At 69.1% G+C, this 24920-nt stretch carries 19 protein-coding genes; 4 read left to right on the top strand and 15 right to left on the bottom strand.

Annotated elements, in window-relative coordinates; all coding sequences use genetic code 11:
• Positions 1-99 precede the first annotated feature (99 nt).
• Positions 100-1089 (bottom strand): GNAT family N-acetyltransferase, encoded by a 990-nt coding sequence (locus H0B43_RS26330; RefSeq protein ID WP_185725250.1) that lies wholly within the window; start codon positions 1087-1089, stop codon positions 100-102.
• A gap of 200 nt (positions 1090-1289) precedes the next feature.
• Between H0B43_RS26330 and H0B43_RS26325 the strand changes: the two genes are divergently transcribed.
• The 3 genes from H0B43_RS26325 to H0B43_RS26315 all read left to right on the top strand — a co-directional run bounded on the left by H0B43_RS26325 (position 1290) and on the right by H0B43_RS26315 (position 4006).
• Entirely contained in the window at positions 1290-2459 is a 1170-nt protein-coding gene (locus tag H0B43_RS26325; RefSeq protein WP_185725251.1) for an SRPBCC family protein, read from the top strand.
• 52 nt (positions 2460-2511) lie between these two features.
• Complete coding sequence (locus H0B43_RS26320) at positions 2512-3663, top strand: acyl-CoA dehydrogenase family protein (protein ID WP_185725252.1); 1152 nt, start codon at positions 2512-2514, stop codon at positions 3661-3663.
• Between the two features lie 157 nt (positions 3664-3820).
• A complete protein-coding gene (locus tag H0B43_RS26315; RefSeq protein ID WP_252189704.1) occupies positions 3821-4006 on the top strand; it encodes a hypothetical protein in 186 nt (61 codons plus the stop codon).
• A gap of 10 nt (positions 4007-4016) precedes the next feature.
• Here the strand turns inward: H0B43_RS26315 and H0B43_RS26310 are convergent, their stop codons facing one another.
• From H0B43_RS26310 to H0B43_RS26275, 8 genes are all read right to left on the bottom strand, one after another.
• The gene (locus H0B43_RS26310; protein ID WP_185725253.1) at positions 4017-6443 is read right to left on the bottom strand and encodes a CaiB/BaiF CoA-transferase family protein; all 2427 of its coding nucleotides are present in this window, start codon (positions 6441-6443) and stop codon (positions 4017-4019) included.
• Positions 6444-6492: 49 nt separating this feature from the next.
• Entirely contained in the window at positions 6493-7944 is a 1452-nt protein-coding gene (locus H0B43_RS26305; RefSeq protein WP_185725254.1) for an aldehyde dehydrogenase, read from the bottom strand.
• A gap of 28 nt (positions 7945-7972) precedes the next feature.
• Positions 7973-9157 (bottom strand): thiolase C-terminal domain-containing protein, encoded by a 1185-nt coding sequence (locus H0B43_RS26300; RefSeq protein WP_185725255.1) that lies wholly within the window; start codon positions 9155-9157, stop codon positions 7973-7975.
• Positions 9154-9585 carry a Zn-ribbon domain-containing OB-fold protein gene (locus tag H0B43_RS26295; protein WP_185725256.1) on the bottom strand — a complete coding sequence of 144 codons (432 nt, stop codon included), beginning with the start codon at positions 9583-9585 and terminating at the stop codon, positions 9154-9156. Before H0B43_RS26295 ends, H0B43_RS26300 begins: the two co-directional genes overlap by 4 nt.
• Positions 9582-9899 (bottom strand): hypothetical protein, encoded by a 318-nt coding sequence (locus H0B43_RS26290; protein WP_185725257.1) that lies wholly within the window; start codon positions 9897-9899, stop codon positions 9582-9584. Before H0B43_RS26290 ends, H0B43_RS26295 begins: the two co-directional genes overlap by 4 nt.
• A gap of 87 nt (positions 9900-9986) precedes the next feature.
• A complete protein-coding gene (locus tag H0B43_RS26285; RefSeq protein ID WP_185725258.1) occupies positions 9987-11474 on the bottom strand; it encodes an acetyl-CoA acetyltransferase in 1488 nt (495 codons plus the stop codon).
• Entirely contained in the window at positions 11471-12508 is a 1038-nt protein-coding gene (locus H0B43_RS26280; protein ID WP_185725259.1) for an LLM class F420-dependent oxidoreductase, read from the bottom strand. Before H0B43_RS26280 ends, H0B43_RS26285 begins: the two co-directional genes overlap by 4 nt.
• 44 nt (positions 12509-12552) lie before the next feature.
• A complete protein-coding gene (locus H0B43_RS26275) occupies positions 12553-13362 on the bottom strand; it encodes an enoyl-CoA hydratase/isomerase family protein (RefSeq protein ID WP_185725260.1) in 810 nt (269 codons plus the stop codon).
• Between the two features lie 131 nt (positions 13363-13493).
• Here H0B43_RS26275 and H0B43_RS26270 point away from each other — a divergent pair, with 131 nt between their 5' ends.
• The gene (locus tag H0B43_RS26270) at positions 13494-14315 is read left to right on the top strand and encodes a glucose 1-dehydrogenase (protein WP_185725261.1); all 822 of its coding nucleotides are present in this window, start codon (positions 13494-13496) and stop codon (positions 14313-14315) included.
• 65 nt (positions 14316-14380) lie between these two features.
• On the opposite strand, the gene H0B43_RS26265 is transcribed toward H0B43_RS26270, so the two are convergent.
• The 6 genes from H0B43_RS26265 to H0B43_RS26240 all read right to left on the bottom strand — a co-directional run bounded on the left by H0B43_RS26265 (position 14381) and on the right by H0B43_RS26240 (position 24919).
• Entirely contained in the window at positions 14381-15130 is a 750-nt protein-coding gene (locus H0B43_RS26265; protein ID WP_397517445.1) for an SDR family oxidoreductase, read from the bottom strand.
• Positions 15127-16650 carry a class I adenylate-forming enzyme family protein gene (locus tag H0B43_RS26260; protein WP_185725263.1) on the bottom strand — a complete coding sequence of 508 codons (1524 nt, stop codon included), beginning with the start codon at positions 16648-16650 and terminating at the stop codon, positions 15127-15129. Before H0B43_RS26260 ends, H0B43_RS26265 begins: the two co-directional genes overlap by 4 nt.
• Before the next feature lie 109 nt (positions 16651-16759).
• Complete coding sequence (locus H0B43_RS26255) at positions 16760-18934, bottom strand: molybdopterin-dependent oxidoreductase (RefSeq protein WP_185725264.1); 2175 nt, start codon at positions 18932-18934, stop codon at positions 16760-16762.
• Positions 18931-20553: an FAD-dependent oxidoreductase gene (locus H0B43_RS26250; RefSeq protein WP_185725265.1), complete on the bottom strand. Its 1623-nt coding sequence runs from the start codon at positions 20551-20553 to the stop codon at positions 18931-18933. Before H0B43_RS26250 ends, H0B43_RS26255 begins: the two co-directional genes overlap by 4 nt.
• Positions 20553-22793: a molybdopterin-dependent oxidoreductase gene (locus H0B43_RS26245; protein WP_185725267.1), complete on the bottom strand. Its 2241-nt coding sequence runs from the start codon at positions 22791-22793 to the stop codon at positions 20553-20555. The genes H0B43_RS26250 and H0B43_RS26245 overlap by 1 nt, the downstream gene beginning before the upstream one ends.
• A complete protein-coding gene (locus tag H0B43_RS26240) occupies positions 22790-24919 on the bottom strand; it encodes a molybdopterin-dependent oxidoreductase (RefSeq protein WP_185725268.1) in 2130 nt (709 codons plus the stop codon). Before H0B43_RS26240 ends, H0B43_RS26245 begins: the two co-directional genes overlap by 4 nt.
• Between the last annotated feature and the right edge of the window lies 1 nt (position 24920).

Below are 24920 nucleotides of genomic sequence, written 5' to 3'. Positions count from 1 at the left end.
CCTCGTCACGGACACTGCTTGTGAGCCGTGTCACAGGACAGTAGCGCGGCGTCCGTCACTCGTCAACATTGCAACAAATATCGTTCTCCGTCTCATGCCTCAGACGTAGCCGGGAGGCTCGTGCCAGTCGCCGACCTGGTAGCACGTATGGGCGTCCTCCTGCTCGAACGACAGCAATCGACAGAGACGGACTGCACCGTCGTCGTCGGGATCGATTCTCATCAAGGCGATCTGGGCCCCGGCGTCGCGCAGCACCTCGAGCGCCCGGACGAGCAACCCGGCCCCCAGACCCCCGCCCCGCGCCTCCTTCTCGAGCACCAGCGCCCGGATCCACGACGCCCGCAGGTCGAGATGTGGGTGCAGCGTCGGGTCCAGCCAGACGAACCCCTGGGGCCGGCCGGTGTCGCCCGACGCGACGACGACGGACCCGGTTCCGTGAGCGCGGCTCTCCGCGAGTTTCTCGAGCTGAGCCGGAAGGATCCCCGAACGGCCCAGGACGTCGTCGAGGGCCTTCTCCGACGCGGCGTCGTCCAACCCGCGCAGCTCCTCCAGGACGGTCCCGTCCGGCAGGCGAACCGGATCGAGCGGAACCGCGAAGGGCCCGGTCAGACTGCGGAACAGCGTCCACAGCCGGCTGACCGATGCAATCGCGAACCGCCGCGTCAGCCGCTCGGCCGCCGGGTGCGTGCCGAAAGCCCAGGCGCGCAGGGAACGCGCACCCGTACCGCTCCAGCCGCCGGGCCGGTCCACGTCGAGGCCCATCTCCTCGACGAGCAGGGTCGCGATCCCCCGCGACCGATAGTCGGGGTGCACGACGAACTGGACCGTGCCGAGGCCGTCGTCGTCCACGGCCAGATGGAGGTATGCGACGACGACGAGCGGCACATCGTCGAGCGCACTCAGGCCTCGACGCGCCTTGACAGCGAGATGCGATACCCGCACCCCCTTCCGCGAACGGGCCGTGACGTCGCGCGGTTCGATGCGCGAGAATCCCGCCTCCTCGTCGTATTCCGCGGCCGCGGCCACCAGAGCGAGAACTTCGTCGCGGTCGTCGTCTGCGAGTTCCTCGCACCACTGACAGGAAATCATCCGTATCACTCCTCATCGGACGGTGTCACCCAAACCTAATGTCCATTGATAAAACCCGCAACGGCCGGACCTGCGAGGGTTTACACATAAATCTATGTGAGTTAGATTTATCGAGTCGATCCACACCGCATTCGGAGACGGTCCCGGGAAGCGGCCACAACGCCGGCCCATCGACTCCGCACGACACTGGAGGAAACGCAATGACCGAGGTCGGAGCACCCCGCGAGGAACGCATTCGCCGCGCCCTGGATCACCTGCGCAACGACACGACGGACGAGTTCGACCACATCACCTGGTTCCGGCCGGAGGAGTTCACCGATCCGGCGGTCGCCAAGCAGGAACGCGACCTCATCTTCGGGCGGGTTCCCTCGATCGTCGCGCACGGCTCCGAAATCCCCCGCTCCGGCGACTTCTTCACCCTGCAGATGCCGCGGAACAACATCATCGTCGTCCGCCAGCGCGACGGCGGCGTCAAGACGTTCGTCAATCTCTGCCGGCACCGGGGCGCCCTCCTCGAGAAGGAGGAGAAGGGCCGCTGCCGCCTCTTCTCCTGCCCCTACCACCGGTGGTCGTACGACACGGACGGAAGTCTGCGGACGATCACCCGCGACAACACCTTCGGAGAGACCGACACCACGAACATGGGTCTCGTGGAGTTACCGACCGAGGAACGTCACGGCTTCATCTGGGTGGTGGACGAGGCGAATGCCGAGATCGACGTGGCGGGCTGGCTCGGCGAGGAGATGGACACGATCCTCGGCGGCTACGACCTCGGTTCGAAGATCGCCTTCCAGGCCGAAGGGTTCGACGAGCCGGTCAACTGGAAGATCATGCAGGACGCCTTCCTCGACGGTTACCACATCCAGTACGCCCACCCCAATACCGCGGCCAAGCACATCCACACCAACGTGATGGCGTTCGAGGACTTCGGCAGGCACTGCCGCTTCATCGCCCCGCGCAAGTCGATCGACCGGTGGATCGAAGAGGATCCCGGCGACCGGAGCCTGGCCAAGGACATCACGGAAACCCACTTCCTGCTCCCCAACAGCACCCTGCTGCGGCAGCCGGATCACTTCCAGCTCCTCACCTTCCGGCCGCACCCCACCGATCCGCAGCGCTGCCGAATGGAAATGCGCCTGATCGTTCCGCCGGTCGCGGACACCGAGATGACCGAGGAGAAGTGGACTCGCCTGTGGAACAAGAACTGGGAGATTCTTCTCGCAGTTCTGCACGCCGAGGACTTCCCGCTCCTGCGGGACTCCCAGCACGGAATGACGAGCGCCAACGCCGGCCGGATGGTGTTGGGCCAGAACGAGGTCGCCAACCAGGTGTTCCGTCGTGAGACGCAGAAACTGCTGGCAACGAACTGACAACACATGATGTGCGGGGCGCCCCACGGACATCCCGCATCAGGAGGAAGACATGCAGAGCGATCTGTTCGACCGGGACCACGAAATGTTCCGCGAATCCGTGCGGGGATTCGTCGACAAGCACGTGGTACCCCAACTCGAGAAATGGGATGCGGATCGCCTGATCGATCGCGAGACCTGGCTGGCAGCGGGTCGCCAGGGCCTGCTCGGACTGCCCGTCCCGGAGGCATACGGCGGGCCCGGCGAACTCGACTACCGCTTCCGTTTCGTGATCCAGCAGGAGATCGCCCGCGTCGGCGCGTCGGCCCTGCAGTCCGGGTTCTCCACCAACGACGACATCGTCCTGAACTACCTGCTCCGGCACGCCGACGACGATCAGCGCCGGCGGTGGCTGCCGGGATTCGTCACCGGCGAGACCATCGGTGCCATCGCGATGAGCGAGCCTGCCGCGGGCAGCGATCTGCGCGCCATCCAGACCACCGCCGTCGCCGACGGCGACACCTGGGTGATCAACGGGTCGAAGACGTTCATCACCAGCGGAATCCTCGCCGACCTTGTGATCGTGTTTGCGAAGACCGACCCGTCGGCCGGCTCCCGCGGTTTCAGCCTCTTCGTCGTCGAGGACGGGACACCGGGATTCGCCCGGGGCCGCAAACTCGACAAGCTCGGTCTGCACGCCCAGGACACGGCCGAGTTGTTCTTCGAGGACGTCCGCGTCCCGAAGGAGAACCTGCTCGGCGAGCTCGGTTCGGGCTTCGCGTATTTGATGCAGAGTCTTCCCCTCGAACGACTGGGTATCGGCATCGCCGCGCAGGTGTCCGCCGAGGCGGTACTCGGGTGGACGCTCGACTACGTCAAGGAACGCACGGCCTTCGGCAAGCGGGTCGGCGAGTTCCAGGGCCTCGGTTTCACCCTCGCCGAACTGCAGACGGCCGTCGAGGTGTCCCGTGCCTACATCGACCGGTGCGTGCGCGAGCACAACGCGGGCACCCTCACCGCCGTGGACGCCGCCAAGGCCAAGCTCTGGGCGACGGAACTCCAGGGTCGTGTCATCGATGCCGGGGTGCAATTCCACGGCGGCTACGGCTACATGATGGAGTATCCCGTCGCCAAGGCGTACATCGACGCACGAATCCAGCGCATCTACGGCGGTACCAACGAGATCATGAAGGAAATCATCCATCGAGATCTCATGAAGGCCTGAAATACTCCGACAAGAAGGGGTGCGGCGAAGATCTGTTCGCCGCACCCCTTTTGGGTCGTTCCCACCCACGCACACCCGGACAGAAACTACACTTCTTAGATAAATCGGACACTCTGGCGGCTACTGTGTTCGGCCTGGAGAGTCGAAGATCGGCACGATGATCGGGGTCGCTCCCGCCACAAACGGCATCAGCAGTGCCTACGGAATGCTGAATTTTCTCGCCGAGCATTCCCAGGCGAAAGACGCTGTCGCCAATGCGATTCCGGCAGTCGACGACGGGACGTCGGGTTCCGCGTTCGTCACGGAGACCGGGCAGGGCGGGATAGCTCCGCTCCTGCCCTGAACCATTCGCGTCAACGAAGCGCGGCGGCGGCCTCGGCGACCGGTGCCGGTTCCGCGACGGGCGGTTGCAGGACTCCCTCCGCCACCAGACGATCCATTTCTGCGGTCGGCATGCGCAGCACGTCCTCGCAGATCTCCCGGGTGTGCTGCCCGGCAATCGGGGCCTGCCGCAGCGGAGGATCGGAGATACCCGAGAAGCGCGCGACTCGGGCTGCCGTGGGCAGCGCCTTCGGAAGCAGGTCGTGATGCGTGAGCGTGTAGGCCTCGCGGGCCGCCAGATGCGGGTCGGTGAGCAGTTCGGGAAGGCGGAGCATCATGCCGGCAGGCACTCCGGCCGCCTGCAACGCCGCGACCGCCTGCGCGGGAGGCTGCGTCTGCAGCCACTCGTGCAGCACGTCGTCGACGTCGGCGCGATTCCGGATCCGCTCGGCTCGCGTACGGAATGCCGGAACGCTCGCCAATTCGGGCCGTCCGATCACGGCGCACAGCCGAGCCCAGTCGTCGTCGTCCCGGACCGACACGACGCACCATTCGTCGTCGCCCGCGCACGCGAACACTCCGGCAGGCGCCGCGAAGGGGTCGGAGTTGCCGGGCGCGGAGACGGTGCCCGGTCGCAGCGATTCCGTCACGAGCTGAGCACCGAGTTGGACGAGTGCGGTATCCGCCTGTGCCACTTCGAGTGCCGCCCCTCTACCCGTGTGCGTGCGCTGGATCAGCGCTGCGAGCACCGCGATCGCCGTGACGTGGGCCGCGATGTGATCGGGGTAGACGGTGGAGCCGTCGCAGAGCAGATCGTCGTGCTCGGGGTACCGCCACAGCGCCGACACCCCGCACGCCGCACGCACCAACGGGCCGTACCCGAGTCGCGTGTTCCACGGTCCGGTGCTGCCGAACGCGCTGCTCTCGGACACGATGATGCGGGGATTGAGCGCGGCGAGTTCGTCGTACGAGAGGCCCATCGACGCGAGTGTGCCGGGCTTGAAATTGGCCAGCACCACATCGGCCTCGACGACGAGGCGTCGGAACACGTCGCGGCCTTCCGGGCTGCGCACGTCCAGGCCCAGGCTGCGCTTGTTGCGGTGGCCCCAGGCGACGGACGCGGCCAGCGCCGCACCACGCTTCGACTGGCGGAGCCCGTCCGGGAACTTGGCGTTCTCGACCTTGATGACATCGGCACCGTAGTCGGCGAACTGACGGCTGAGTTCGGCGCCGAAGACGATCACACCCAGATCGAGGACCCGGAGGCCTTCGAGGGGGCGGGCGCCGGGCCGCCGGTTCCCGAACCCCGCACGAGTGGGGTGCTCCCGCGTCGCCACAGGCGTGGCGTCGTGCTCCCCGACCTCGGGCGCCGGGGTCCGGATTCCGGCCCGCGCGCCGTCGATCGACACGTATCCCGTCGGAATCCGCGCCTGTACCCCGGCGGCGATCTCCACGTCCGCGAGCGCACCGGACACGTCGAAGTGCTCGGTCGTCAGGACTTCGCCGAGCGAGAGAACGCCGCCGACCGGCACTCCCCGAGCCGCCCCCTCGGCGACCAGCTGGTCGCGGGTGCGGGTCGCGAAGAGCGCCTCGATGAGGGGGTGCAGGGTTCCTGCGGCCGCGAACCGGGCCGGAATCGTGTCGTACTTCGGGTCGGCGAATTCTGCCGGCTCGCCGAGCCATTCGAACATGCCCCGCCACTGCCGTTTGGCCAGCAGGCAGATCCGCACGTGTCCGTCGGCGCAGGGGAACACCGGATAGAAGTTCGACGCGTCCGGCCGCCCCCGGGGGAAGTCGTCGGAGCGCCCCGCGGCGGCGGAACCCTGTGTGCCGAAACCGGGGTCGAAGCCGTGGACGAGCGCTTCGAACGCGGACAGATCGACGACTTGGCCGCGTCCGGTCCGGAGACGGTCGTAATACGCGAGCAACGCCGACCAGGCCGCGTGCATCCCGACGGTCTCCTCCACCAGACCGGCAGGCGGAAGCAGCGGTTCGGCTCCGGGGGCACCGGAGCGGGACAGCACGCCGCTCAGTGCGTACAGCACCTGCTCCGTGGCCACCCAGTCCCGGTACGGTCCGGTCTGCCCGAACGGTGTGACCGACACGCACACCAGTGCCGGTGCGAGAGCGGAGAGTTCGGCCGCGCCCACACCCCGCTCGCTCAGCAGCCCCGGCGCGTGCGATTCCACCACGATGTCGGATTCCGTCGCGAGTTGCCGAAGACGGTCCCGGCCGGCGGGATCGTCGAGGTCCACGACGATGCCCCGCTTGTTCGCGTTGCGCAGCGCGAACGGGATGCTGACACCGTCCACCACCGGTTCGGCGCGGCGTGAGCGGGCGCCTCCCGGACCTTCGACCTTCGTCACCTGCGCGCCGAGGTCGGCGAGGTAGCGGCCACATGACTCACCGAGGCCGTCGGTGAGGTCCAGTACGCGGACACCGGTCAGCGGTAGCGTCATCGCCTGCTCCGTTCGATCAGATCTAATGGTGAATGAAAAGCGTTTTTGTTCAGCGCGTTCCGAGGTACACGGACTTGGTGGCGAAATACGGTTGCAGGCCTTCCGGCCCGAGTTCACGTCCGAGTCCGGAGGACTTGACGCCGCCGAAAGGCGCGTCGAGGTCCAGCGCGTAGTGGTTGACACCGACGGTTCCGCTGTGGATGCGGGCCGCCAGGGCGAGACCGCGATCCTCGTCGGCGGTCCAGACCGTGCCGCCCAACCCGTATTCGGAGTCGTTGGCGATCGCGACGGCCTCGTCCTCGTCCGTGTACGGGGTGATCGTCAGAACGGGTCCGAAGATCTCCTCCTGCGCAATGCGGGCGGAGTTGTCGACGTCCACGAACACCGTCGGCTCGACGAACCAGCCGAGCGGTTGCGAACCCGGCACGCCGCCGCCCGTCGTGGTGCGGTACCCCGCGCTGCGCCCGTCCTCGATGTACCCGAGTACACGCTCACGCTGAGCGGCGCTGACCAGCGGCCCGATCGCGGTGGACTTGTCGAGTGGATCCCCGACCACCAGTCCGCGGACGGTCTCGGTGACCACCTCCACGACCTCGTCGTATCGGGCACGGGGCGCGAGGATCCGAGTGCTCGCATGGCAGGTCTGACCGTTGTTCACCAGCGAGACTTCGGCGAGATTCGCGGAGAAGACCGACAGGTCGGCGTCGGCTGCCACGATCGCAGCGGATTTGCCGCCGAGTTCGAGCGTCACGGGCCGCAGGAGCCGGCCACAGACCTCGCCGATGGCTCGTCCCGCGGCGGTCGAACCGGTGAACGCGACCTTGTCGACCCCGGGGTGCTGCACCAGGTAGGCGCTCGCCTCGCGATCCGCGGGCACGATGTTCAGGACGCCGGGCGGCAGCCCCGCCTCGTCGGCCGCGTCCGCGAACGCGAACGCGTCGAGTGCGGTTTCGGGGGCAGCCTTGAGAATCACGGTGCACCCCGCCGCGAGCGCGGGCGCGATCTTCATCGCCGCGAGGGGCTGCGGGTAGTTCCACGGCGTGATGGCCGCGACGACGCCCACCGGCTCCCGGCGGACCACCGTGCGACCGCCGAAGGCGCTGGGGCGGACGTCTTCGGACGCCGCCTCGCGGACGAGCGCGGCGTAGTACCGGATCATGGCGGCGGGCCCGAAGCCGTTGACCCCCGCGGAGAGCGAGATCGGCATGCCGTTCTCGCGGCTCACCAATGTCGCAGTGTCGCGGCCGCGCTTCTTCAGTGCGGACGCGAGGGCGTCGAGAAGGTCTGCGCGAGCGCGGTTGTCGAGCTGCCCCCACGGACCGTGGAGTGCGTCGCGCGCCACGGTGACGGCGACATCGATGTCGGCGGACGACGCGAGCGCCGACCGTCCGAGCACCTTCTCCGTGGCAGCTTCGACGATGTCGACCGCGCCGCCCTTCGCCGGGGCGACCCACCGGCCACCGAGGAACAGAGCGTCGCGGTCCACAGTCATGTTGTCCATGTCGGTCCTTTTCACAGAGTCGGTGGTGCTACAGCACGTCTTCGTGGGCGAAGAGCGTCGAACTGACGAGAGGTGCCATCGGACCGCCGATGAACAGCGACGTCTTGGCGTGCGCCACCGGATTGGTCGACGTGCCCCGGATCTGCCGCACCGCTTCGACCGCGAGTCCCATTCCGTTGACGAACGAGTCGGCGATGTTGCCGCCACTCGTGTTCACGGGAAGCTTGCCCACACCCGCAGTCAGGTTGTCGACGGTGAGGACGTCGCCCGCCGCGGGACCGGACGGCGCCAGACCGTGGTCGATGAGCGCGGCGACGGCGGGCCCGCTGAAATTCTCGTACACCTGGACGACGTCCACGTCGTCCGGGCCGAGACCCGCTGCGGCCCAGAGGCGGTCCGCGACGCCGGGACGACCGGCGGCACCCGCGAAACCCGCTGTGGCGTACTGGTCGTCGTTGTCGATGAGCGAGGAGTAGCCGCCCGGGGCGCCCTGGGCGCCGGCGAGAACGTACGCGGGGTCGGGTCGCAGCGATTTCGCACGCTCGGCGGAGACCAGCACCAGCGCGACGGCTCCGTCGCTCTCCCGAGAGCAGTCGTACAGGTGGAACGGTTCGGTGATCAGGCGGGACGACTCGTATGTCGCCTCGTCGAGCGGCTTGCCGTAGCCCTGTGCGGTCGGGTTGTTCTGGGCGTGCCGGTACGCCGCGAGCACGAGGGCTCGCATGGTCTCCCGCGGCACGCCGTCGTGCTCGAGCAGTCGCTGCGTCCGCAGTGCGCAGACCTGGGCCGGTGACCCGACACCGTGCGCGAGGAAGTGCGGTCCGTAATGGTATTTCGCGTATCCGAGTCGTCCGGTGTCCGCCTGTGCCATCGCACGGTAGACGACGACGCACTCGGCCTGCCCCGCGGCGATCGCGACGGCGGCATTGTTGACCGCGGCGGCGACCGTCCCGCCGCCGCCGCCCCACATCATGTTCGACCACCGGACGTCGTCGACGCGCAGGGCGCCGCCGATGACCGCGCCGTCGTGCCCGCCACCGGCATAGGAGACGAATCCGTCCAGCTCGCGCGGAGAGATGCCGGCGTCCGCGCACGCGGCGAGGATCGCCTCGAGGGTCAGTCTCAGCTCGCCCGCGGGGGCTTCGCCGCGGCGATAGTGGAGTTCGGACACGCCGACCACGGCGGCCGCGCCACGCATGGCGAGTGCACTCATGCCTGCGCTCCTTCCGGGGATCGACGCCAGCGCAGCAGCGGCCAGGTCGCGCCTTCGTCGTGTTCGATGTGCCCGACGACCGGGTCGCCGATGCGGACGGCGTCGGTGTCGTCGCCGGTCAGGATTCCGAGTACCCGGCGGTGCCCGGCCCCCGGAAGTTCCACGAGAACCGTCACGTAGGGGACCCGGTCGGCCAGTTCGGTGATGAACGGGTACCAGCTGCGTGACCAGCTGTACACGGTTCCGGCCGGTGTCACGGACTCCCAGTTCGGGTCGAGGGTGTGGCAGGATCCGCACACCCATTGAGGTCCCCAGATCCAGGTCTTGCACGTGCCGCAACGCTGGAGTCGCAGCTCACCTCGGGTGAGCCCGTCCCAGTAGGGCTGGTCGAGGCCGTCGGCGGACGGTCCCCACGGTTCGTCCGTCATGCCTGCCGTCCTCCGTCCACGGGGAAGTTCTCGAGCGCCGCCGCCTGCCAGCGGCCGTCGTGCCGCTCCCAGATCGATCGCAGGCCGATGGCCCCCTTCGGCGTGGTGTACACCGTCTCGCCGATGCGCCGGTCGCCGTCGGCCCGGACGTCCTTGATCTCGAACCCGTCGACGTCGCCGCGGGGAACGGTGACTCCGTCGAACACGGCGGGCAGATTTGCCTGAACCATGTCGGCGAGAGCGGCCTTCTTGTCTCCGGACACCACGTATCCGACGTGTCGCTCGTACAGGTCGCGGAAGTCTTCGACAGACATTCGAAACTCCTTTTCTCCGTGAGAGCCTCACACCTCACGGCGGACGGCCTCGTTTACCTATACCTTATGTCGTTAGGTAAACAGGAGTCAATCGTCCGCGCACCGGAAGGTGCCGTCGGCCGTCACGGCCACCGTCTCCCGGGCGACGTCGACGTCGATCAACCGGGTCAGGGCGCCCGCGTCCGTCGTCGCGGCCAGCGTGCGTTCGCCGGCCTCGGTCCGCACCGCGACGAAGCCGCGCTCCGGGGACCCGTCGCGTCCGTGCACCACCGTCCAGGACTCGATCGAGCCCGACCCCTCGTAGCTCGTCAGCGCCCGCGTGGTCGGATACGCATCGACATCGGCCTGGACGTCCTGACGCCGGAAGCCGCTGCGCGGCGGCTCGGTTCGGTAGACACCGAACGCGTGCTTCGTCAGATAGCCACCGTTCGCGGTGATCAGACCGTACGTTCCGGGGGCCTCACGCAGCCGGGTCGCCAGCGTGGCGATCGCGTGCGTGCTGTAGTTGTTCCACGGACCACCGGCGAAGGTGAGGCCGCCGGTGAGCGTCAGCGGCCGCCCCGGATCGTCGAGCGGCAGTCCCAACTCGGCCGCGGCGACCTGGACGGCCGACGGGAAGCAGGAATACACGTCCACGTGCGCGACATCATCCCGCCCGATTCCCGACAGTTCCAGCGCCCGCGCCCCGGCGACCCGGATGGCCGGCGACCGGTCGAGCGACTCCCGCTCGGAGATGTCGTACGTGTCGTGCGCCTCGGTGCCCGCGTGTGGAAAGACCCAGGTGTCGCGGGAGATCCCGAGGCGGGTGGCGACCTCGACCGAGCAGAGCAGCAGGGCCGCGCCCTGCTCCACCATGTTGTTGGAGTTCAACAGCTTGGTGTAGGGCTGGCTGATCCACCGATTGTCCTCGGACGGCGTGACGATCTCCTCGGCCGTGTATTCACGACGGGACCAGGCGTGCGGGTTCGTCGACGCCACCTTGCTGAATCCCGACCAGAGGGCGCCGATCGCGGAACGATGATCGTCCACCGACAGTCCCGACGAGATTCGCAGCGCCTGTTCGAAGAGCGGGTACACGTACGCAGGCCGGTCGAGGCCGATCCGGGCCTGGCCGTCGAAGACCATCGGAACCTCGGGAACGAGGATCTCCGCGGGCGGAATCGACTCGTCCTGAATCGTCCACTCCGGGCGAATGCCCTGGGAGCGCAGCTTCATTCGGGTCCGCCACGACTCGGCGCCGCCCACCAGGACCACGTCGGTCCGGCCCGCCGCGATGTCCTCGGCGGCCTGGTTGACGAGAACCTGTGGGCCGCTGCCGCCGCTGCCGGTGTAACCGGTGTGCCGCACGGCCGCGCCGATACGCTCGCCGACCAGCGCGCCCGGGTCGCGGTACCGCCACGACAGCATGCCGATCAACCGAACCGAGTCGACGAGTTCGAGCAGCCGGGACGATCCCGCTTCCGCGGCGGCGACACGGGCCGCCGCGACGATGAGATCGACGGGTTCCTCTCCCCCGCTCCGCTCGTTGACCTGCCCTCCTCCGACGAGGATCGGGGTGCGCGGATCGAGTGTCATGACATCACCGCCTCGAGGATGCGTTCCCGGTTCTCGGGCCTCGGCCAGCCGCCGAGGATCAGCGTCGTCAGACAGGTGGGCTTCCAGCGGTTCACGATGTCCTCACAGATCTTGTCGGCGGGCCCGATCAGCGCGACGTCCTCGACCATCTCGGTGGGAACGGCCTGCGCGGCGAGATCGGGCCGACCGCGCAGATACAAATCCTGGATCTCGGCGCAGGCGTCGGCCCAGCCCATGCGGGTGAAGACGTCGTTGTGGAAATTGGCACCCTTCGCACCCATGCCACCGGCGTACAACGCGACGACGGGTTTGATCTTGGCCGCCGCCTTCTCCACGTCGTCGTTCTCGATCAACCAGCACACGTTGGCGATCTCGAAATCCGACGGCGTCCGGCGTGCGCCGTCCCGGCCGAAGCCCTCGGCCAGGGCGGCGCGGTAGAACTCGTCGCTCTTGGGCGAGAACCACAGCGGGGTCCAGCCGTCCGCGATCTCCGCAGCGAGCGCGACATTCTTCGGTCCCTCCGCCCCGAGGTACACCGGGATGTCCTCGCGCAGTGGGTGAACGATCGACTTCAGCGGCTTTCCGAGACCACTGCCACCGTCCAGCGGGAGCTGGTAGTGCCGCCCTTGGTAGGTCACCGGCTTCTCCCGGGCCCACACAGCGCGCATGATCTCGACGTACTCGCGGGTCCGCTCGAGCGGACGGGGATACGGTTGCCCGTACCAGCCCTCGACCACCTGCGGGCCCGATGCGCCGATGCCGACGATCACCCTGCCACCGCTGAGGTGGTCGACCGTCTGCGCCGCCATCGCCAGGGCGGTCGGCGTCCGGGCCGACATCTGACAGACCGCGGTCCCGAGCTTGATGGTGGAGGTGCGCGATCCCCACCAGGCGAGTGGAGTCAGCGCGTCCGACCCGTAGGTCTCCGCCGTCCAGAAGCTGTCCACGCCGAGCGCCTCGGCTTCGGCGAGCATGCGTTCGACGTTGCGCGGCGGGCCGGAGCCCCAATATCCCGCGGCGATACCGACCTTCACCGTCGACCCCCGTCCTCGTCTCGACTCGTCACAGCTGTCGTCCTTCAGTGGTTCTGATAGACCGGCGGGCGCTTCTCGAGAAACGAGTACACGGCTTCGCGGTGGTCCTTGGTCATGGCGGCGAGGATCTGGGTCCGGTTCTCCAAGTCGATCGCGGCGCGCAGGCTCGGAACCTCGAGGTTGGACCACATCACCTCCTTGGTCATCCACACGCCGAATGGACTGTTGCGCGCGATGTTCTCGGCGGTGTCCAGCGCCGAATCGAGTAGCCGCTCCGCCGGTTCGACCGACGACACGATGCCGACGCGCTCGCACTCGGCGGCGTCGACGGGGCGGCCGGTGAGAAGAATTTCCGCCGCCCTGGAGAATCCGATCATCCGGGGCAGCAACCAGCTGACGCCGATGTCGCAGCTGGACTGCCCGCGGTTGATGAACGACGCATGCAGTGCCGCGGTATCGGACATGATCCGGATGTCGGCCATCAGTGCCAAAGCCATCCCACCTCCCGCGGCGGCGCCGTTGATCGCGGCGACCACCGGCGGTCTGGCGCCGCGGAACGCCTCGACGAGCGAGGCGATGTGCTGCTGAACCCGCATGCCCGCCTGCGCGCGGCCCTCGCCGTCGGTCGCGCCCGGCGGGGTGCCGTAGCCGCGCAGGTCGATTCCCGCGCAGAATGCCCGCCCGTTCCCGGTCAGCACGATCGCGCGGATCTCGGAGTCGTGGCGGACGTCGGCGAGCACCGCGTGCAGCGCCTCGACGAGCGGGGCGTTCATCGCGTTCAGGGCGTCCGGGCGGTTCAGGCGGATCAGCAGAACACCCGGCCGCGGCCGCTCGGTCGATATCAGTTCGGACATTCGGGGCCTTCCCCTCGTCTGGTTCCGACGGCCGACTTCGCATCGGCGGCCGTCGACATATCAAGCTAATACCTTTAGGTTAATACCTCAAGATCACAGTTCGGACGGACGGCGAGGAAGGATTCGGCACAATGACGGAACTGCACGGCAAGGTCGCGGTCGTGACCGGTGGCGCGAGCGGAATCGGGGCTGCGACCTGCGCACTCCTCGCGGAGCGGGGCGCGCGGGTGGTGGTCACGGACATCGACGACGAACGCGGCGAGGCGGTCGCGGCCGCCCTCGGAGAGCACGGCGTCTACCTGCACACCGACGTCACCCGCGAGGAGGACGTCGCGGCGGCGATCCGCACCGCGACCGAGCGCTTCGGTCGGCTGGACGCCATGGTCAACAACGCAGGCCGGGTCGGCGCCTGGACGTACGTCGCCGACACCACCGTCGACGAGTGGGACTCCTCGTTCGCGATGCTGGCGCGCAGCGCCTTCCTCGGCACCAAGCACGCCGCGGGTGTGATGCGCGAGCAGGGTTTCGGCGCCATCGTCAACGTGTCGTCGGTGGCGGGCGTGCGCACCGGCTTCGGCCCGCACCCCTACGGCGCCGCGAAGGCCGCCGTGCTACAGCTGACCCGCAGTGCCGCACGTGAACTCGCGGAATTTCGCGTCCGGGTGAACGCCGTCACCCCGGGCGGCGTCGCCACCCGGATCGTCGGTCACGGAGCCGGCCTCGACGGCGACGCACTGGACGCCAGCGTCGACAAGGTGCGGCAAGGGCTGGCGTCGTTCCAGCCGATCCCCCGCGCCGGCGAGGGCCACGACATCGCCGGCGCCGTCACCTACCTGGTCTCCGACGACGCAACGTTCGTGACCGGGCAGAACCTCGTCGTCGACGGCGGGCTGACCCTCGGGAAGGCGTGGCCCGGCAACTACCGCGCCGAGGCCGACGCCGTCGGGCGCTGACGCGCCCGTGCGCACTTCTGGTAGCTGCGACTACCAAAAGTGCGCACGAGCGCCGAAGGTGCCGCTCAGATGCCGACCGGCCCACCGAGCCAGACGCCGACCTCTTCCCCGGACACGTGCCTGCCGTCCTCGCTGACGAGGAAGGACACCGTCGACGCGATCGACTCGGCCGGGATCCGCGGCCAGTGGGCGGCAAGGGTCTCCACCGCGTTCTCGCCGCCGGAGGCGATGATGTCGGTCTCCACGAATCCCGGCATCACCGTGTTGACCGTGATGCCGCGGCGCGCCACCTCGAGCGCCATCGACCGGGTCATGCCCACCAGTCCCGCCTTCGCCGCGGAGTAGGCGCTCATGCCCGGGGACGGTCGTCGCCCGCCGGACGGGCTGCTGACGAAGACGACGCGGCCCCAGCCGCTGTCGTACATGGCGGGCAGCGCGGCATGGGTGGTGTAGAAGGCGCCGCTGAGGTTCACGCCGATCACGCGGTCCCAGTCGCCCGGCGACTGCTTGCGGGCCGCGCCCGCGATGTTCATTCCCGCGTTGTTCACCAGCACGGTCGGTGCGCCGAGTTCGGCCGTCGCCGAGGCGATCAGCTCCTCCGCTTGCGCCGCGTCGGACACGTCCGCTCTAATCGCCGCGGCCCGGCCGCCGCCGGCGACGATCTTGTCCACCACGTCCTGCGCGTCCGCCGCGCTGGACGAGTAGTTGACCGCGACCGCGAACCCGTCGGCCGCCAGCCGCCGGGAGATCGCGGCCCCGATCCCGCGACCACCGCCCGTCACGACCGCCACTCGCTGCTGCGTCACTCCCGTCACCGGACCTTCGGATAGGTCTGCGGCACATCGGAGTACGTTTCCCGCAGGTCCCGTTTGGAGATCTTGCCGCTGGCCATCCGGGGCAAGCCGCCGTCGACGAACACCACGTACCGCGGCACCTTGTAGTCGGCGAGGTTCTGGTTGCAGTACTCGACGACGTCCGCCTCGGTGACCCCCGCGACCTTCTTCACGATCGCGGCCGGAGTCTCGCCGAACTTCTCGTCGGGCACGCTGATCACCGCAACCTCCTCCACCCCGGGCAGCCGGTTGATCACCTGCTCGATCTCCGCGGGTGAGATGTTGAGGCCACCGGAGATGATCATGTCCTTGAGCCGGTCCACGAACGTGAGATAGCCGTTGTCGTCGAGCTTTCCGAGATCGCCGGTGTGCAGCCAGCCGTCGATCAGCGTGGATCGGGTGGCTTCCTCGTTGCGCCAGTATCCCGGCATCATGCCCGGGCCCCGCAGCAGGATTTGCCCCACCTGGTCCGGGGCGCAGTCCTTTCCGTCGGCGTCGACGACCCGGATCTTGGTGAAGATGCCACCCCACCCGCACTTGTCGGGGTGCTCGGCGGCCTCGTCCCGCGGCATCGCGGTGGCCGAGCCGCCGATCTCGGTCTGTCCGTAGATCTGCCGCAGCTGGACGCCCCGGGCCAGCCACGTGCCGACCAGCGCCGACGGCACCCGGGCACCACCGACGTGGGCCGTGGTCAGGTGGCTCAGGTCCGCGTCCGCGAAACCGGGGACGCGGGAGATCTGCTCGAACAGGATCGGCGGGCCGGTCAGGGTGGTGGCTCGGCTGTCGATCATCACCCGCAGCGCGGCCTCGGGGTCGAACCCGGGTTGCAGCAGCAAGGTGCCGCCGTGCAGCACGGTCCGGGAGATTCCCCAGATGATGCCTGCGGCGGTGAACAGCGGCAGCACGAGCAGTGGCCGGAAGCGGTTCTGCTCGATCGGCTCCATCAGGGCCCATTCATGCATCTCTCCGGCGATCGTGGCGTGGGTGAACACGACACCTTTCGGCTTGCCGGTGGTGCCGCTGGTGAACACGATCGCGGTGGGCGCGGACTGCTCCGTCACCGGTGTGCGGAACGGCGGATGCGTGCCACCACGCAGGGGACGCACGTCCCGCTCGAACTCCACGATGTCGAAGGTGCCGCGCGCCGCGTGCACGTCGTCGAGGCGCGACCGCAGCGCCCCGTCGCAGTACACGACGGACGGCTCGCAATCCTCGACGAGGGTGGTCAGCTCGCCGGCGAGCATCCGCTGGTTGAACGGCGCCGCGATCGCGCCCACCTTCATCGCGCCCAGTGCGGCCACGCACCATTCGAGCGAGTTGGCTCCGACGAAACTCACCCGGTCGCCTTCTGTGACGCCGCGCGCCGCGAGGTCGTGGGCGACGGCGTCGGCCCAGGTGTCGAGATCGCGGTAGGTCACCACGTCGCCGGCGAAGTCGATCGCCGGCTGGTCGGGGACGGTCCGCACCCAGTACGTGAGTGCGTCGATAACGGTTCCGCTCATGGAATGCCTCCTGTGTGCCCGGCCGCGACCGGCGGGATCGAACCCGAAGTTCTCCGTGACACGGCCTCGTGCATACGGATGCTCCGTGGCGCCGATCACAGCGCTAAATCTAAAGGTTGTTGTTAAATCCGGCAAGGTTTCGGTCGAACCCCACCCGTGGGCGCACCTCGACGTTGATGCCGGTGAGATGCGACTGGTTGCTGAGCGGGTCGTAACCCTCTCGGCCGGTGGGCGCGAGCCGGTTGACGTTCACACCCGGATTGCGGCGCGCGACGGCCAGCCCCCGGGCAGTGCCCTGCCCCCAGCCGTGGGTCATCGCCACCACTCCGGGACGGAGGGTGTCGTCGCACACCAGCACCGCGTCGACCTCCCCGTGTCGGTTGCGCACGGTGACGTCGTCGCCCTCGACGAGACCGCGGCACCGCGCGTCCTCCGGGTTCATCCACAGCGGATTGCTCTGGTGGACACCCTGTTTGAATACCGGAAGGTTGTGCAGCCAGCTGTTGACCATGAAGTTGGTGCGACGGGTGATCAACTTGAGCTGGTCGGCGGGCTCCGCGGCCAGTTCCTCGAAGATGCGCTCGGCCGTCCGGTACGAACGCCGAAAGAGTTCCGGGCAGCAGTCGATCAGGCCGTCGTCGTGCTGGACCGCGATACTGAATACGTGCGACGGTTCGGCTTCCGGCAGCACCGCGGTCTGGCAGGGCATCGCCTTCAACGCCTCGACGCTCAGACCCGACTCCCGCATCGTCGCATCGACCGCGGCGAACGGATCGGGATCCGGCTCGTCGAGCAGGGTCGAGACACCCATCTCCTGCTGGATGCGGGACAGGATCCACCAGTCGTCGCGGCGCTCCCCCTTCGCCGGGACAACCGCCGGTGTGTACTGCACGTAGGGCTCCATCGCGACGCCCATCGTGTTCAGGAAGTTGACGTCCTCCCGCTCCAGCCAATCCGTCGCCGGCAGAATGTAGTCCGCCATCTCACCGGTGACCGTTCGATACAGATCGACGGTGACGATCAGGTCGAGTTCCTCGAATGCGCGGCGCAGCCGGTCGTCGCCGCCGACCGACAGCAGCGGATTGCCCGACACCACGATCAGCGCGCGAATCGGGTCGTCGGGGTTCTCGATGAAATCCGGGAGCAGTGCCGCGGGCAGATCACCGCTCACGGTGCGCATTTCCCCGAAGGGTCCCTCGAAGAACGGGTCTTCCCGCTTGCGTTTCGAGTTCTGCACCACGTCGGCGACGCCGCGGGAGTAGACGTTTCCGCCGCGCCTGCCGAGGTTGCCGGAGAACAGGCTCACCATCGTGAGCATCCAGTACGCCAGTGCGCCCTGACGGCCCTGGTTCACGCCGGTGGCCATGTAGATGCTCGCACTCGACGCCGCACAGAAGTCGTCCGCGACCCGGCGGATCGCGTCGGCCTGGATTCCGGTGACCGCCGCGATCCGGTCGACGGGATACCGCCCGACGAAGTCGAGCAACTCGTCGACGTGTCGCGCGTGCCGCTCCACCTCGGCCCGGTCGTAACCGATCCGGAAGACGATCTCGTGCAGAATCCCGGCGAGGAAGTAGAAGTCGGTGTCCGGCTTGATCTGCAGGACGTCACCGGTCTCCGGCGACGACGACTCGATGCGGCGCGGATTGACGAACAGCACGGTCCCGCCGCGCCGGCGCACGGCGCGGATCTTGGCCATCGGATCCGAGATGTGGATCAGCGTCATGTGCGAGACCTGCGGATTGCTGCCGAGGCACAGAAAGTAGTCCGTGTGCAGCAGGTCGGGAATCGGATGGGCCATCGACGCGCCGTAGATCGCCTCGCTGGCGGCGTATTTCGCGGATGTGTCCTGGGTTCCGGCGCTGAAGCGCATCCGGGTGTCGAAGCCGCGCGCGATCGTGGCGGCGTTGGCGTAGTAGGCGCCGTTGAACGCCGACGGGTTGCCCTGGTAGACGGCGAGGGCGTTGCGGCCGTGCGCGCGCCGCACCTCCCGGAGCCGGATGGCGATCTCGCGCGCCGCGGCATCCCAGTCGACCGGCTCGAAGACGCCACGGGTCTCGCTCCGCGGGTTCGTCCTCTTCAGCGGCCGGTCGAGCCGGTCCGGATCGCGGTGCACCTGGAGGTAGTGCACGCCCTTGTGGCAGGAGAACCCCTTGTGCACGGGGTGCTCCTTGTCGGGCTGCAACCGGACGACCTCGTCGTCACGGACTTCCGCGAGCAGACCGCAGCCCGGCTCGCAGATCCGGCAGAACGTGTGCACGCGGGTCGTCTCCGGCGGGTTCATCTGGTGGCCGCACCCGCGACGACGGCCGCCTCGCCGGCATCGACGATCTTGATGCGGGGCCGGCCCGCCTCCCGCCCCTGCTCACGCTCGAAGCGGTCGATCGCGCGCCAGTCCGCGCCGCCCAGCGCGTCGGGCCGGCGTTCTCGCACCAGCGCCGTCAGGTCCGTCGCGGCGCCGGTCGGCGCGGTGAGCAGGCCCGCGCGGTGATCGTCGAGGAGGGCCTCGACGGTCTCCGCGGCGCAGTAGCGGTTGGTGCCGATCACACCGGTCGCACCGCGCTTGATCCAGCCGGCCACGTAGTGCCCGGCGACGGTCTGCCCGGTGGCCGCCTCGACGACGCGGCCCGCGACGTTGGCGACGGTTCCGGCGGTCTCGTCGAACGGCAGACCGGCGATGGGCAGTCCGCGGTATCCGACCGCCCGTAGAACCATCCCGCACGCGATCCGGTCGACGGCTCCGTCGTTCGACACCGCCAGCGCCGACACGTGGTCGCCGCCGACCACTTCCTTTGGGGAACAGCCGAATCGGAACACGATGCGCTTGTTCCCCGGCGTCGGCTCCCGCCGGGAGTACTCGGCCAGGATCTTCAGCTTCGCCGGGGCGTCCGGTCCCGCCGCCACGGGGCCCTCGACGAGGACGTCGATCCCCGGCAGCGAACCGAGCGCGAGCAGTTCCGGTGTGGTGCAGGCCGCGTGTTCGGGGCCGCGCCTGCCGAGCACCACCACTTCCTCGACCCGGCTGCCTGCCAGGGCGACGAGGGCGTGATCGGCGATGTCGGTGCGGCGCAGGGTCTCGACGTCGCTGACCAGAATGCGCGCTACGTCGAGCGCCACGTTGCCGTTGCCGACCACGACCGCACGCGGCGCGGTCAGGTCGAAGCTGCGGTCGGCGTGCTCGGGGTGGCCGTTGTACCAGGCCACGAATTCCCGGGCGGCGTGGCTGCCCGGCAGGTCCTCACCGGGGATGCCGAGACGGCGGTCCCCGGACGCTCCGGATGCGTGGATCACCGCGTGATGGTGCGCCAGCACCTCGTCGAGCGTCACGTCCCGCCCGACCTCGACGCCGAGATGGAACGTGAAACCGTCCCGCCGTGCGGTGCGGTCGAACACCCGGTCCACCGTCTTGGTGTGCCAGTGGTCCGGCGCAACGCCGAACCGCACGAGTCCGCCTGCGACCGGGAGTCTTTCGAACATCGTGACCTCGGCCGCGATGTCGCGGCGCGCCAGCAGTTCCTCGGCGGCGTAGAACGCCGACGGCCCCGATCCGACGATCGCCACCCGCAACGCCGGTGGGTCGTCGACGGCGGCGGTCGCGAGGGCGAGCGGAAGCGGCTGCACGTGCGCGCCCGGCGCGGCCGTGCGCGGATTGTGCCGGAAGTACTCGGCGTTGATGTCGCGGTACCGGTCGATGTCGGGTGCGATTTCGTCACCGGGGACGATCGCGTCGACGGGGCAGACGTCGGAACAGGCGCCGCAGTCGATGCAGGCGGCCGGATCGATGTACAGCATCTCGGTTCGCATGTACTCCCGCTCCGCGGGAGTCGGGTGGATGCAGTCGACGGGGCAGACCGCAACGCAGGTCGCGTCGTTGCAACAGTTCTGGGTGACCACGTACGCCATCAGGGATGCTCCTCGCTCGTGCGCGTCACGGTGACCGGGACGCCGTTGAAGATCGGGGACGCCGTCAGCGCCTCGAGGTCGGTGGTGTCGTCCACCAGGGCGTTGTAGTTGCTGCCGGGGACCGATGCCGACCGGGACGTCCGCAGTCCCGGCCCGTCGTGGCCCCACCCGTGCGGCATGCTCACCACACCGGGACGCAGCGTGTCGTCGATCCGCAACTCGGCGGTCACGGTGGTGACCTTCGACGTCACCGCCACCCGATCGCCGCCGACGAGGCCGCGCTCGGCCGCGTCGTGCGGACCGATCAGCAGCGCGCACTGGCCGCCGTCCGGCTGCGGAAGCGCGTTGTGCAGCCACGAATTCATTCCCCGGCGCTGCCGCCGGTTGATCAGCAGCAGATCCGGTGCCGCCCTCGTCATGGTCGCCCGCAGTCGCGGCAGGTCCGCGGTGATCATCTCCGGCATCAGGTCGACCCGGCCGTTCGGTGTGCGCAGCACCTCGGGGATGCGCGGTTGCAGCGGCCCGTAGTCGATGCCGTCCGGGTTGTCCTCCAGCAGCGCGAGAGTCAGGCCATCCGGATCGAGGCCGAAACGGTCGCCGTAGGGTCCGCTGCGCAACCGCAGGTCCAGCAGCCGCTGGGGCCCGTTGCGACCGGCCGTGCTGCGCAGCGCCCGTTCCGGCTCGCAGCCGACGAGTGTCGCGGCGCGCCGAGCGGCGACGGCGGCCACCTCCTCGTCCATTTCGGTGACCGAACGGTCCGGCGTTCCCCTGGCGATCGCGGCCAGCCGCAACAGGATCTGCCATTCCGCCAACTCGCCGTCCGCGAGGTCCAGCAGCGGCGGGGTGTAGCGGGCGACGTTCCGAATCTGGAAGTGGTTCAGGGTCACGTCGTGATGGCCACGGGTGATCACCGGGGGCGGGGGCAGGATCACGTCCGCGTGCCGGGTGGTCTCGTTGAGATAGCAGTCCACCGACACCATGAACTCCAGCGCTCCGAGCGCGTCCTCGATCGCGCCGCTGTTGGGTAGCGAGCGGGCGGGGTTGCCGGCGAGGGTGATCAGCGCCCGGGTGCGGCCCGGCCCAGGGGTGAGGATCTCCTCGGCGAAGCACACCGCGGGCAACTCCCCCATCGCCTCCGGCAGGCCGCGCACCCGCGAGCGCCACCGGTCGAACATCAGCTTCGGCGGCCTGGTCACCGGCCACGTGTTCTGGCCTCCGCTCGGCGGCAGCGCGAACATCGCGCCACCGGGCCGGTCGAGATTTCCCGTGACGATCGTGAGGACCTCGACGAGCCAGTTCGCGAGGGTGCCGAACTCCTGCATGCACGTCCCGATACGCGAATGCGCCACCGCCGCCGATGCTCCCGCGAAACCGCGGGCCACGTCGCGGATCATGTCGACGTCGATGCCGCACACGTCGGCGACGGCGCCGGGGGTGTACTCGGCCGCCATCGCCAGTGCGTCGTCCAGGCCGTCCACGACTGTGGGCACCCGGTCGGGCCGGGCGAGACCCTCGGTCGCGACGACGGACAGCACCCCGAGCAGGAACAGGGCGTCGGTGCCGGGGCGGATCGCCACGTGCACGTCCGCGACCTCGGCGGTCCGGGTGCGCACCGGGTCCACCACGACGAGGGTGCCGCCCCGGTCGCGCAGCGCCTGCAATCGGTGGTGCATGCCGGGCGCGGTGACGGTGCTGCCGTTGGAGACCATCGGATTCGAACCGAGGATCAGCAGGTAGTCGGTGCGGTCGAGGTCGGGCAGGCTCATCCCCAGCCCGGTGCCGTACAGCAGCATGTGGGCGAGGTTCTTCGGCCAGGTGTCGACGCTGGCGGGCGAGTAGATGTTCCGGGTGCCGAGCGCGCCGATCAGCTCGCCCAGATAGAAGGTGGCGTCCAGGTGGTGGGCGGCCGGATTCCCGTGGTAAATCGCGCAACTTCCCGGATCACCGGCGACGAATTCCGGTAGTCTGCACTCGATCTCGGCGAATGCCTCGTCCCAGCCGGCCTCCCGGAATCCTCCGTCCGCGGTGCGCAGGAGCGGGGTCCGGATCCGGTCCGGGTCGCCCTCGATCCGCCCGAGGCCGAGTCCCTTCGCGCAACTGTGCCCGGCGCTCAGCACGTCGTCGGGGTTGGGCGCGACCCGCACGATGTGGCGACCGTCGAGTTCGACGAGCAGCCCGCACGTCGACTCACACAGCGGGCAGATGCGGTGGCCGGAAATCGGTTCGGTGCCGGTCTTCACACGTCCTCCTCGGGGGCCGCTCGCTCGACCGTGACGGGAACGGCGGTCATGGTCGGCATCGCGTTGATCGTCTGCACCCCGTCGCCCGTTCCGGTGAGCGCGTTCACGTTCACTCCGACGTCCCCCCGCGGGTCGACGCTGCCGAAGCAGTGCGTCATCGAGACGGTGCCCCGGGCGAGGGTGGCGTCCGCCCGCACGGTCGCCCGCAGCCGCCCGGACACCGAACGCAGTGTCACCACCTGTCCGTCGGCGATCCCGAGACCGGCGAGGTCGTCCGGGTGCAGTCCCGCCGGGTTGGTGCCTCCCGGGACGAGCCCCGGAACCCGGGTGCCGGTGGAGTTCACGGCCTCGCGAATCCGGCGCACCGTGAGCAGCAGCGGAAACTGTTCGGTGACAGCCGTGTCGGTCAGCGCCGCGCGCAGTTCGGCGCGCACATCGTCCGGCATCAACGCCAGCCGGTGCCCGGCCCCCTCCTCGGTCGCCGGGCCCACGACGGCGCCACTGTCCCCGGCGAGATGCCCGTGCCGGGCGGCGACCAGGTCGGCGAACGGGACGCGTCCGCGCTCGGCCGTCATCGCCAGCAACTCCTCCGATGTCAGCGGTGCGCCCGGATCGAGGATGCGGCCGGCGAACTTGACCGGCTGCCTCGAGGCTGCGGCGAGGTCGAGGAAGAACCGCCAGTCGTCGACGACGCCGGGCGGCGGCGCCACGACAGCGGGAGTGAACTGCGCGAACGGGCGCGGGAAGAACGGCTCCATGATCGCGGTGTGGTCGGCGCGTTCGTACATCGTCGTCGGGGCGATCACGTAATCGGCGAGTCGTGCGGTATCCGACATCCGGGGATCGACGCACACCAGAAGGTCCAGGGAACGCAACGCGCGCAACGCCTTCCCACGGTCGGGCAGAGCCGCCGCCGGGTTTCCCCCGGAGACGATCAGCGCCCGGACCCGGTCGGGGCCGGGTTCGAGGATCTCGTCGGCGAGGATGCCGGACGGCAGTTCGCCGCGGATGGCCCGCACGTCACCGATCCGGCTGCGGAATCCGCGCTCGTAGGCCCGGGTGGGCGGGGCGATCTCCGCCCGGGCGGCCTGGTGCAAGGTCAGGACGGCGCGGTCGTCGGCCCGCTCCCCCTCGCGCAGATACCGGCCGCACACCACGTTGAGGGCGGCGACGAGGTGCTCGGCGAGGTTCGAGTGCGGGCCCATGCACAGCCCCGTTCCGCTCGTCGCCATTCCCCTGCTCCCGCCCGCGAACACCCGTGCGGCGTCGCGGACCCGGTCGGCGGGGACGCCGCAGATCCGCTGCACGACCGCGGGGGTCACGTCGGACACGGCATCGACGAGCGAGGCCAGATCGGCGGTGTACCGGCGGCAGAAGTCGGCGTCGTGGCGGTGCTCGGTGAGGACGACGTGCAGGAGGCCGGCGAACAGCACCGCGTCCGTCCCCGGCCGGGGCGCCAGATGCACGTCGGCCAGGGCCGCGGTCTCGGTGCGCCGCGGGTCGACGACGATCAGCCGCAGTCCCCGCTCCCGTGCCGCCCGGAGGGTGACGGACGGGTTCTGCACTACCGCGCCGTCCCCGTCGCCGCCGTTGCCGGAGACGACGGGGTTGGTGCCGGCCAGCAACCACACATCGGCGTCCTCGAACCGCTGCCGGCCGCCCAGGTAGGTTCCCATCCGTTCGGCGACAACCCATTTCGCGGACTGGTCGATGGTCATCGTGGAGAACAGCTTGTGCGAGCCGGTGCCCCGGAACCAGGCCCGGGCCATCGGCGGGGTGAGTGCGGCGAAGTTCTGCTGCGTTCCCATGAACAGGGCGACCGCGTCCGGTCCGTGGCGGTCCACGATGGCGCGCAACCGGGCCGCGATTTCGGTGACGGCCGCCGCCACCGGGACCGGCTCATGGGTACCGGCGGCGGTGCGCCGCATCGACGTGGTGAGCCGGTCCGGACCGTGGACGAGGTCGCCCCCGCGGCGCCCCTTCGGGCAGGTGTACCCACCGGAGATCGGGTGGTGGGCGTCGCCGAGCACCCGTGCGATCCGCCCGTCCTCGACGTCGAGCAGGACCCCGCACGAGGACGCACACAGCCTGCAGTACGAGGTACACCGGGACGTGACGGGTCGCATG

Origin of the sequence: Rhodococcus sp. 4CII (genome assembly GCF_014256275.1) — a bacterium.
GTDB classification, from domain to species: Bacteria; Actinomycetota; Actinomycetes; order Mycobacteriales; family Mycobacteriaceae; genus Rhodococcus_F; species Rhodococcus_F wratislaviensis_A.
The sequence above is the reverse complement of the archived record's forward strand: the minus strand, read 5'-3'. Positions and strand labels throughout refer to the sequence as shown.

Coding starts and splice junctions, on each gene's coding strand:
- H0B43_RS26330 (WP_185725250.1), bottom strand. CDS start 1,089: ATGATTTCCTGTCAGTGGTGCGAGGAACTCGCAGACGACGACCGCGAC.
- H0B43_RS26325 (WP_185725251.1), top strand. CDS start 1,290: ATGACCGAGGTCGGAGCACCCCGCGAGGAACGCATTCGCCGCGCCCTG.
- H0B43_RS26320 (WP_185725252.1), top strand. CDS start 2,512: ATGCAGAGCGATCTGTTCGACCGGGACCACGAAATGTTCCGCGAATCC.
- H0B43_RS26315 (WP_252189704.1), top strand. CDS start 3,821: ATGATCGGGGTCGCTCCCGCCACAAACGGCATCAGCAGTGCCTACGGA.
- H0B43_RS26310 (WP_185725253.1), bottom strand. CDS start 6,443: ATGACGCTACCGCTGACCGGTGTCCGCGTACTGGACCTCACCGACGGC.
- H0B43_RS26305 (WP_185725254.1), bottom strand. CDS start 7,944: ATGGACAACATGACTGTGGACCGCGACGCTCTGTTCCTCGGTGGCCGG.
- H0B43_RS26300 (WP_185725255.1), bottom strand. CDS start 9,157: ATGAGTGCACTCGCCATGCGTGGCGCGGCCGCCGTGGTCGGCGTGTCC.
- H0B43_RS26295 (WP_185725256.1), bottom strand. CDS start 9,585: ATGACGGACGAACCGTGGGGACCGTCCGCCGACGGCCTCGACCAGCCC.
- H0B43_RS26290 (WP_185725257.1), bottom strand. CDS start 9,899: ATGTCTGTCGAAGACTTCCGCGACCTGTACGAGCGACACGTCGGATAC.
- H0B43_RS26285 (WP_185725258.1), bottom strand. CDS start 11,474: ATGACACTCGATCCGCGCACCCCGATCCTCGTCGGAGGAGGGCAGGTC.
- H0B43_RS26275 (WP_185725260.1), bottom strand. CDS start 13,362: ATGTCCGAACTGATATCGACCGAGCGGCCGCGGCCGGGTGTTCTGCTG.
- H0B43_RS26270 (WP_185725261.1), top strand. CDS start 13,494: ATGACGGAACTGCACGGCAAGGTCGCGGTCGTGACCGGTGGCGCGAGC.
- H0B43_RS26260 (WP_185725263.1), bottom strand. CDS start 16,650: ATGAGCGGAACCGTTATCGACGCACTCACGTACTGGGTGCGGACCGTC.
- H0B43_RS26255 (WP_185725264.1), bottom strand. CDS start 18,934: ATGAACCCGCCGGAGACGACCCGCGTGCACACGTTCTGCCGGATCTGC.
- H0B43_RS26250 (WP_185725265.1), bottom strand. CDS start 20,553: ATGGCGTACGTGGTCACCCAGAACTGTTGCAACGACGCGACCTGCGTT.
- H0B43_RS26240 (WP_185725268.1), bottom strand. CDS start 24,919: ATGCGACCCGTCACGTCCCGGTGTACCTCGTACTGCAGGCTGTGTGCG.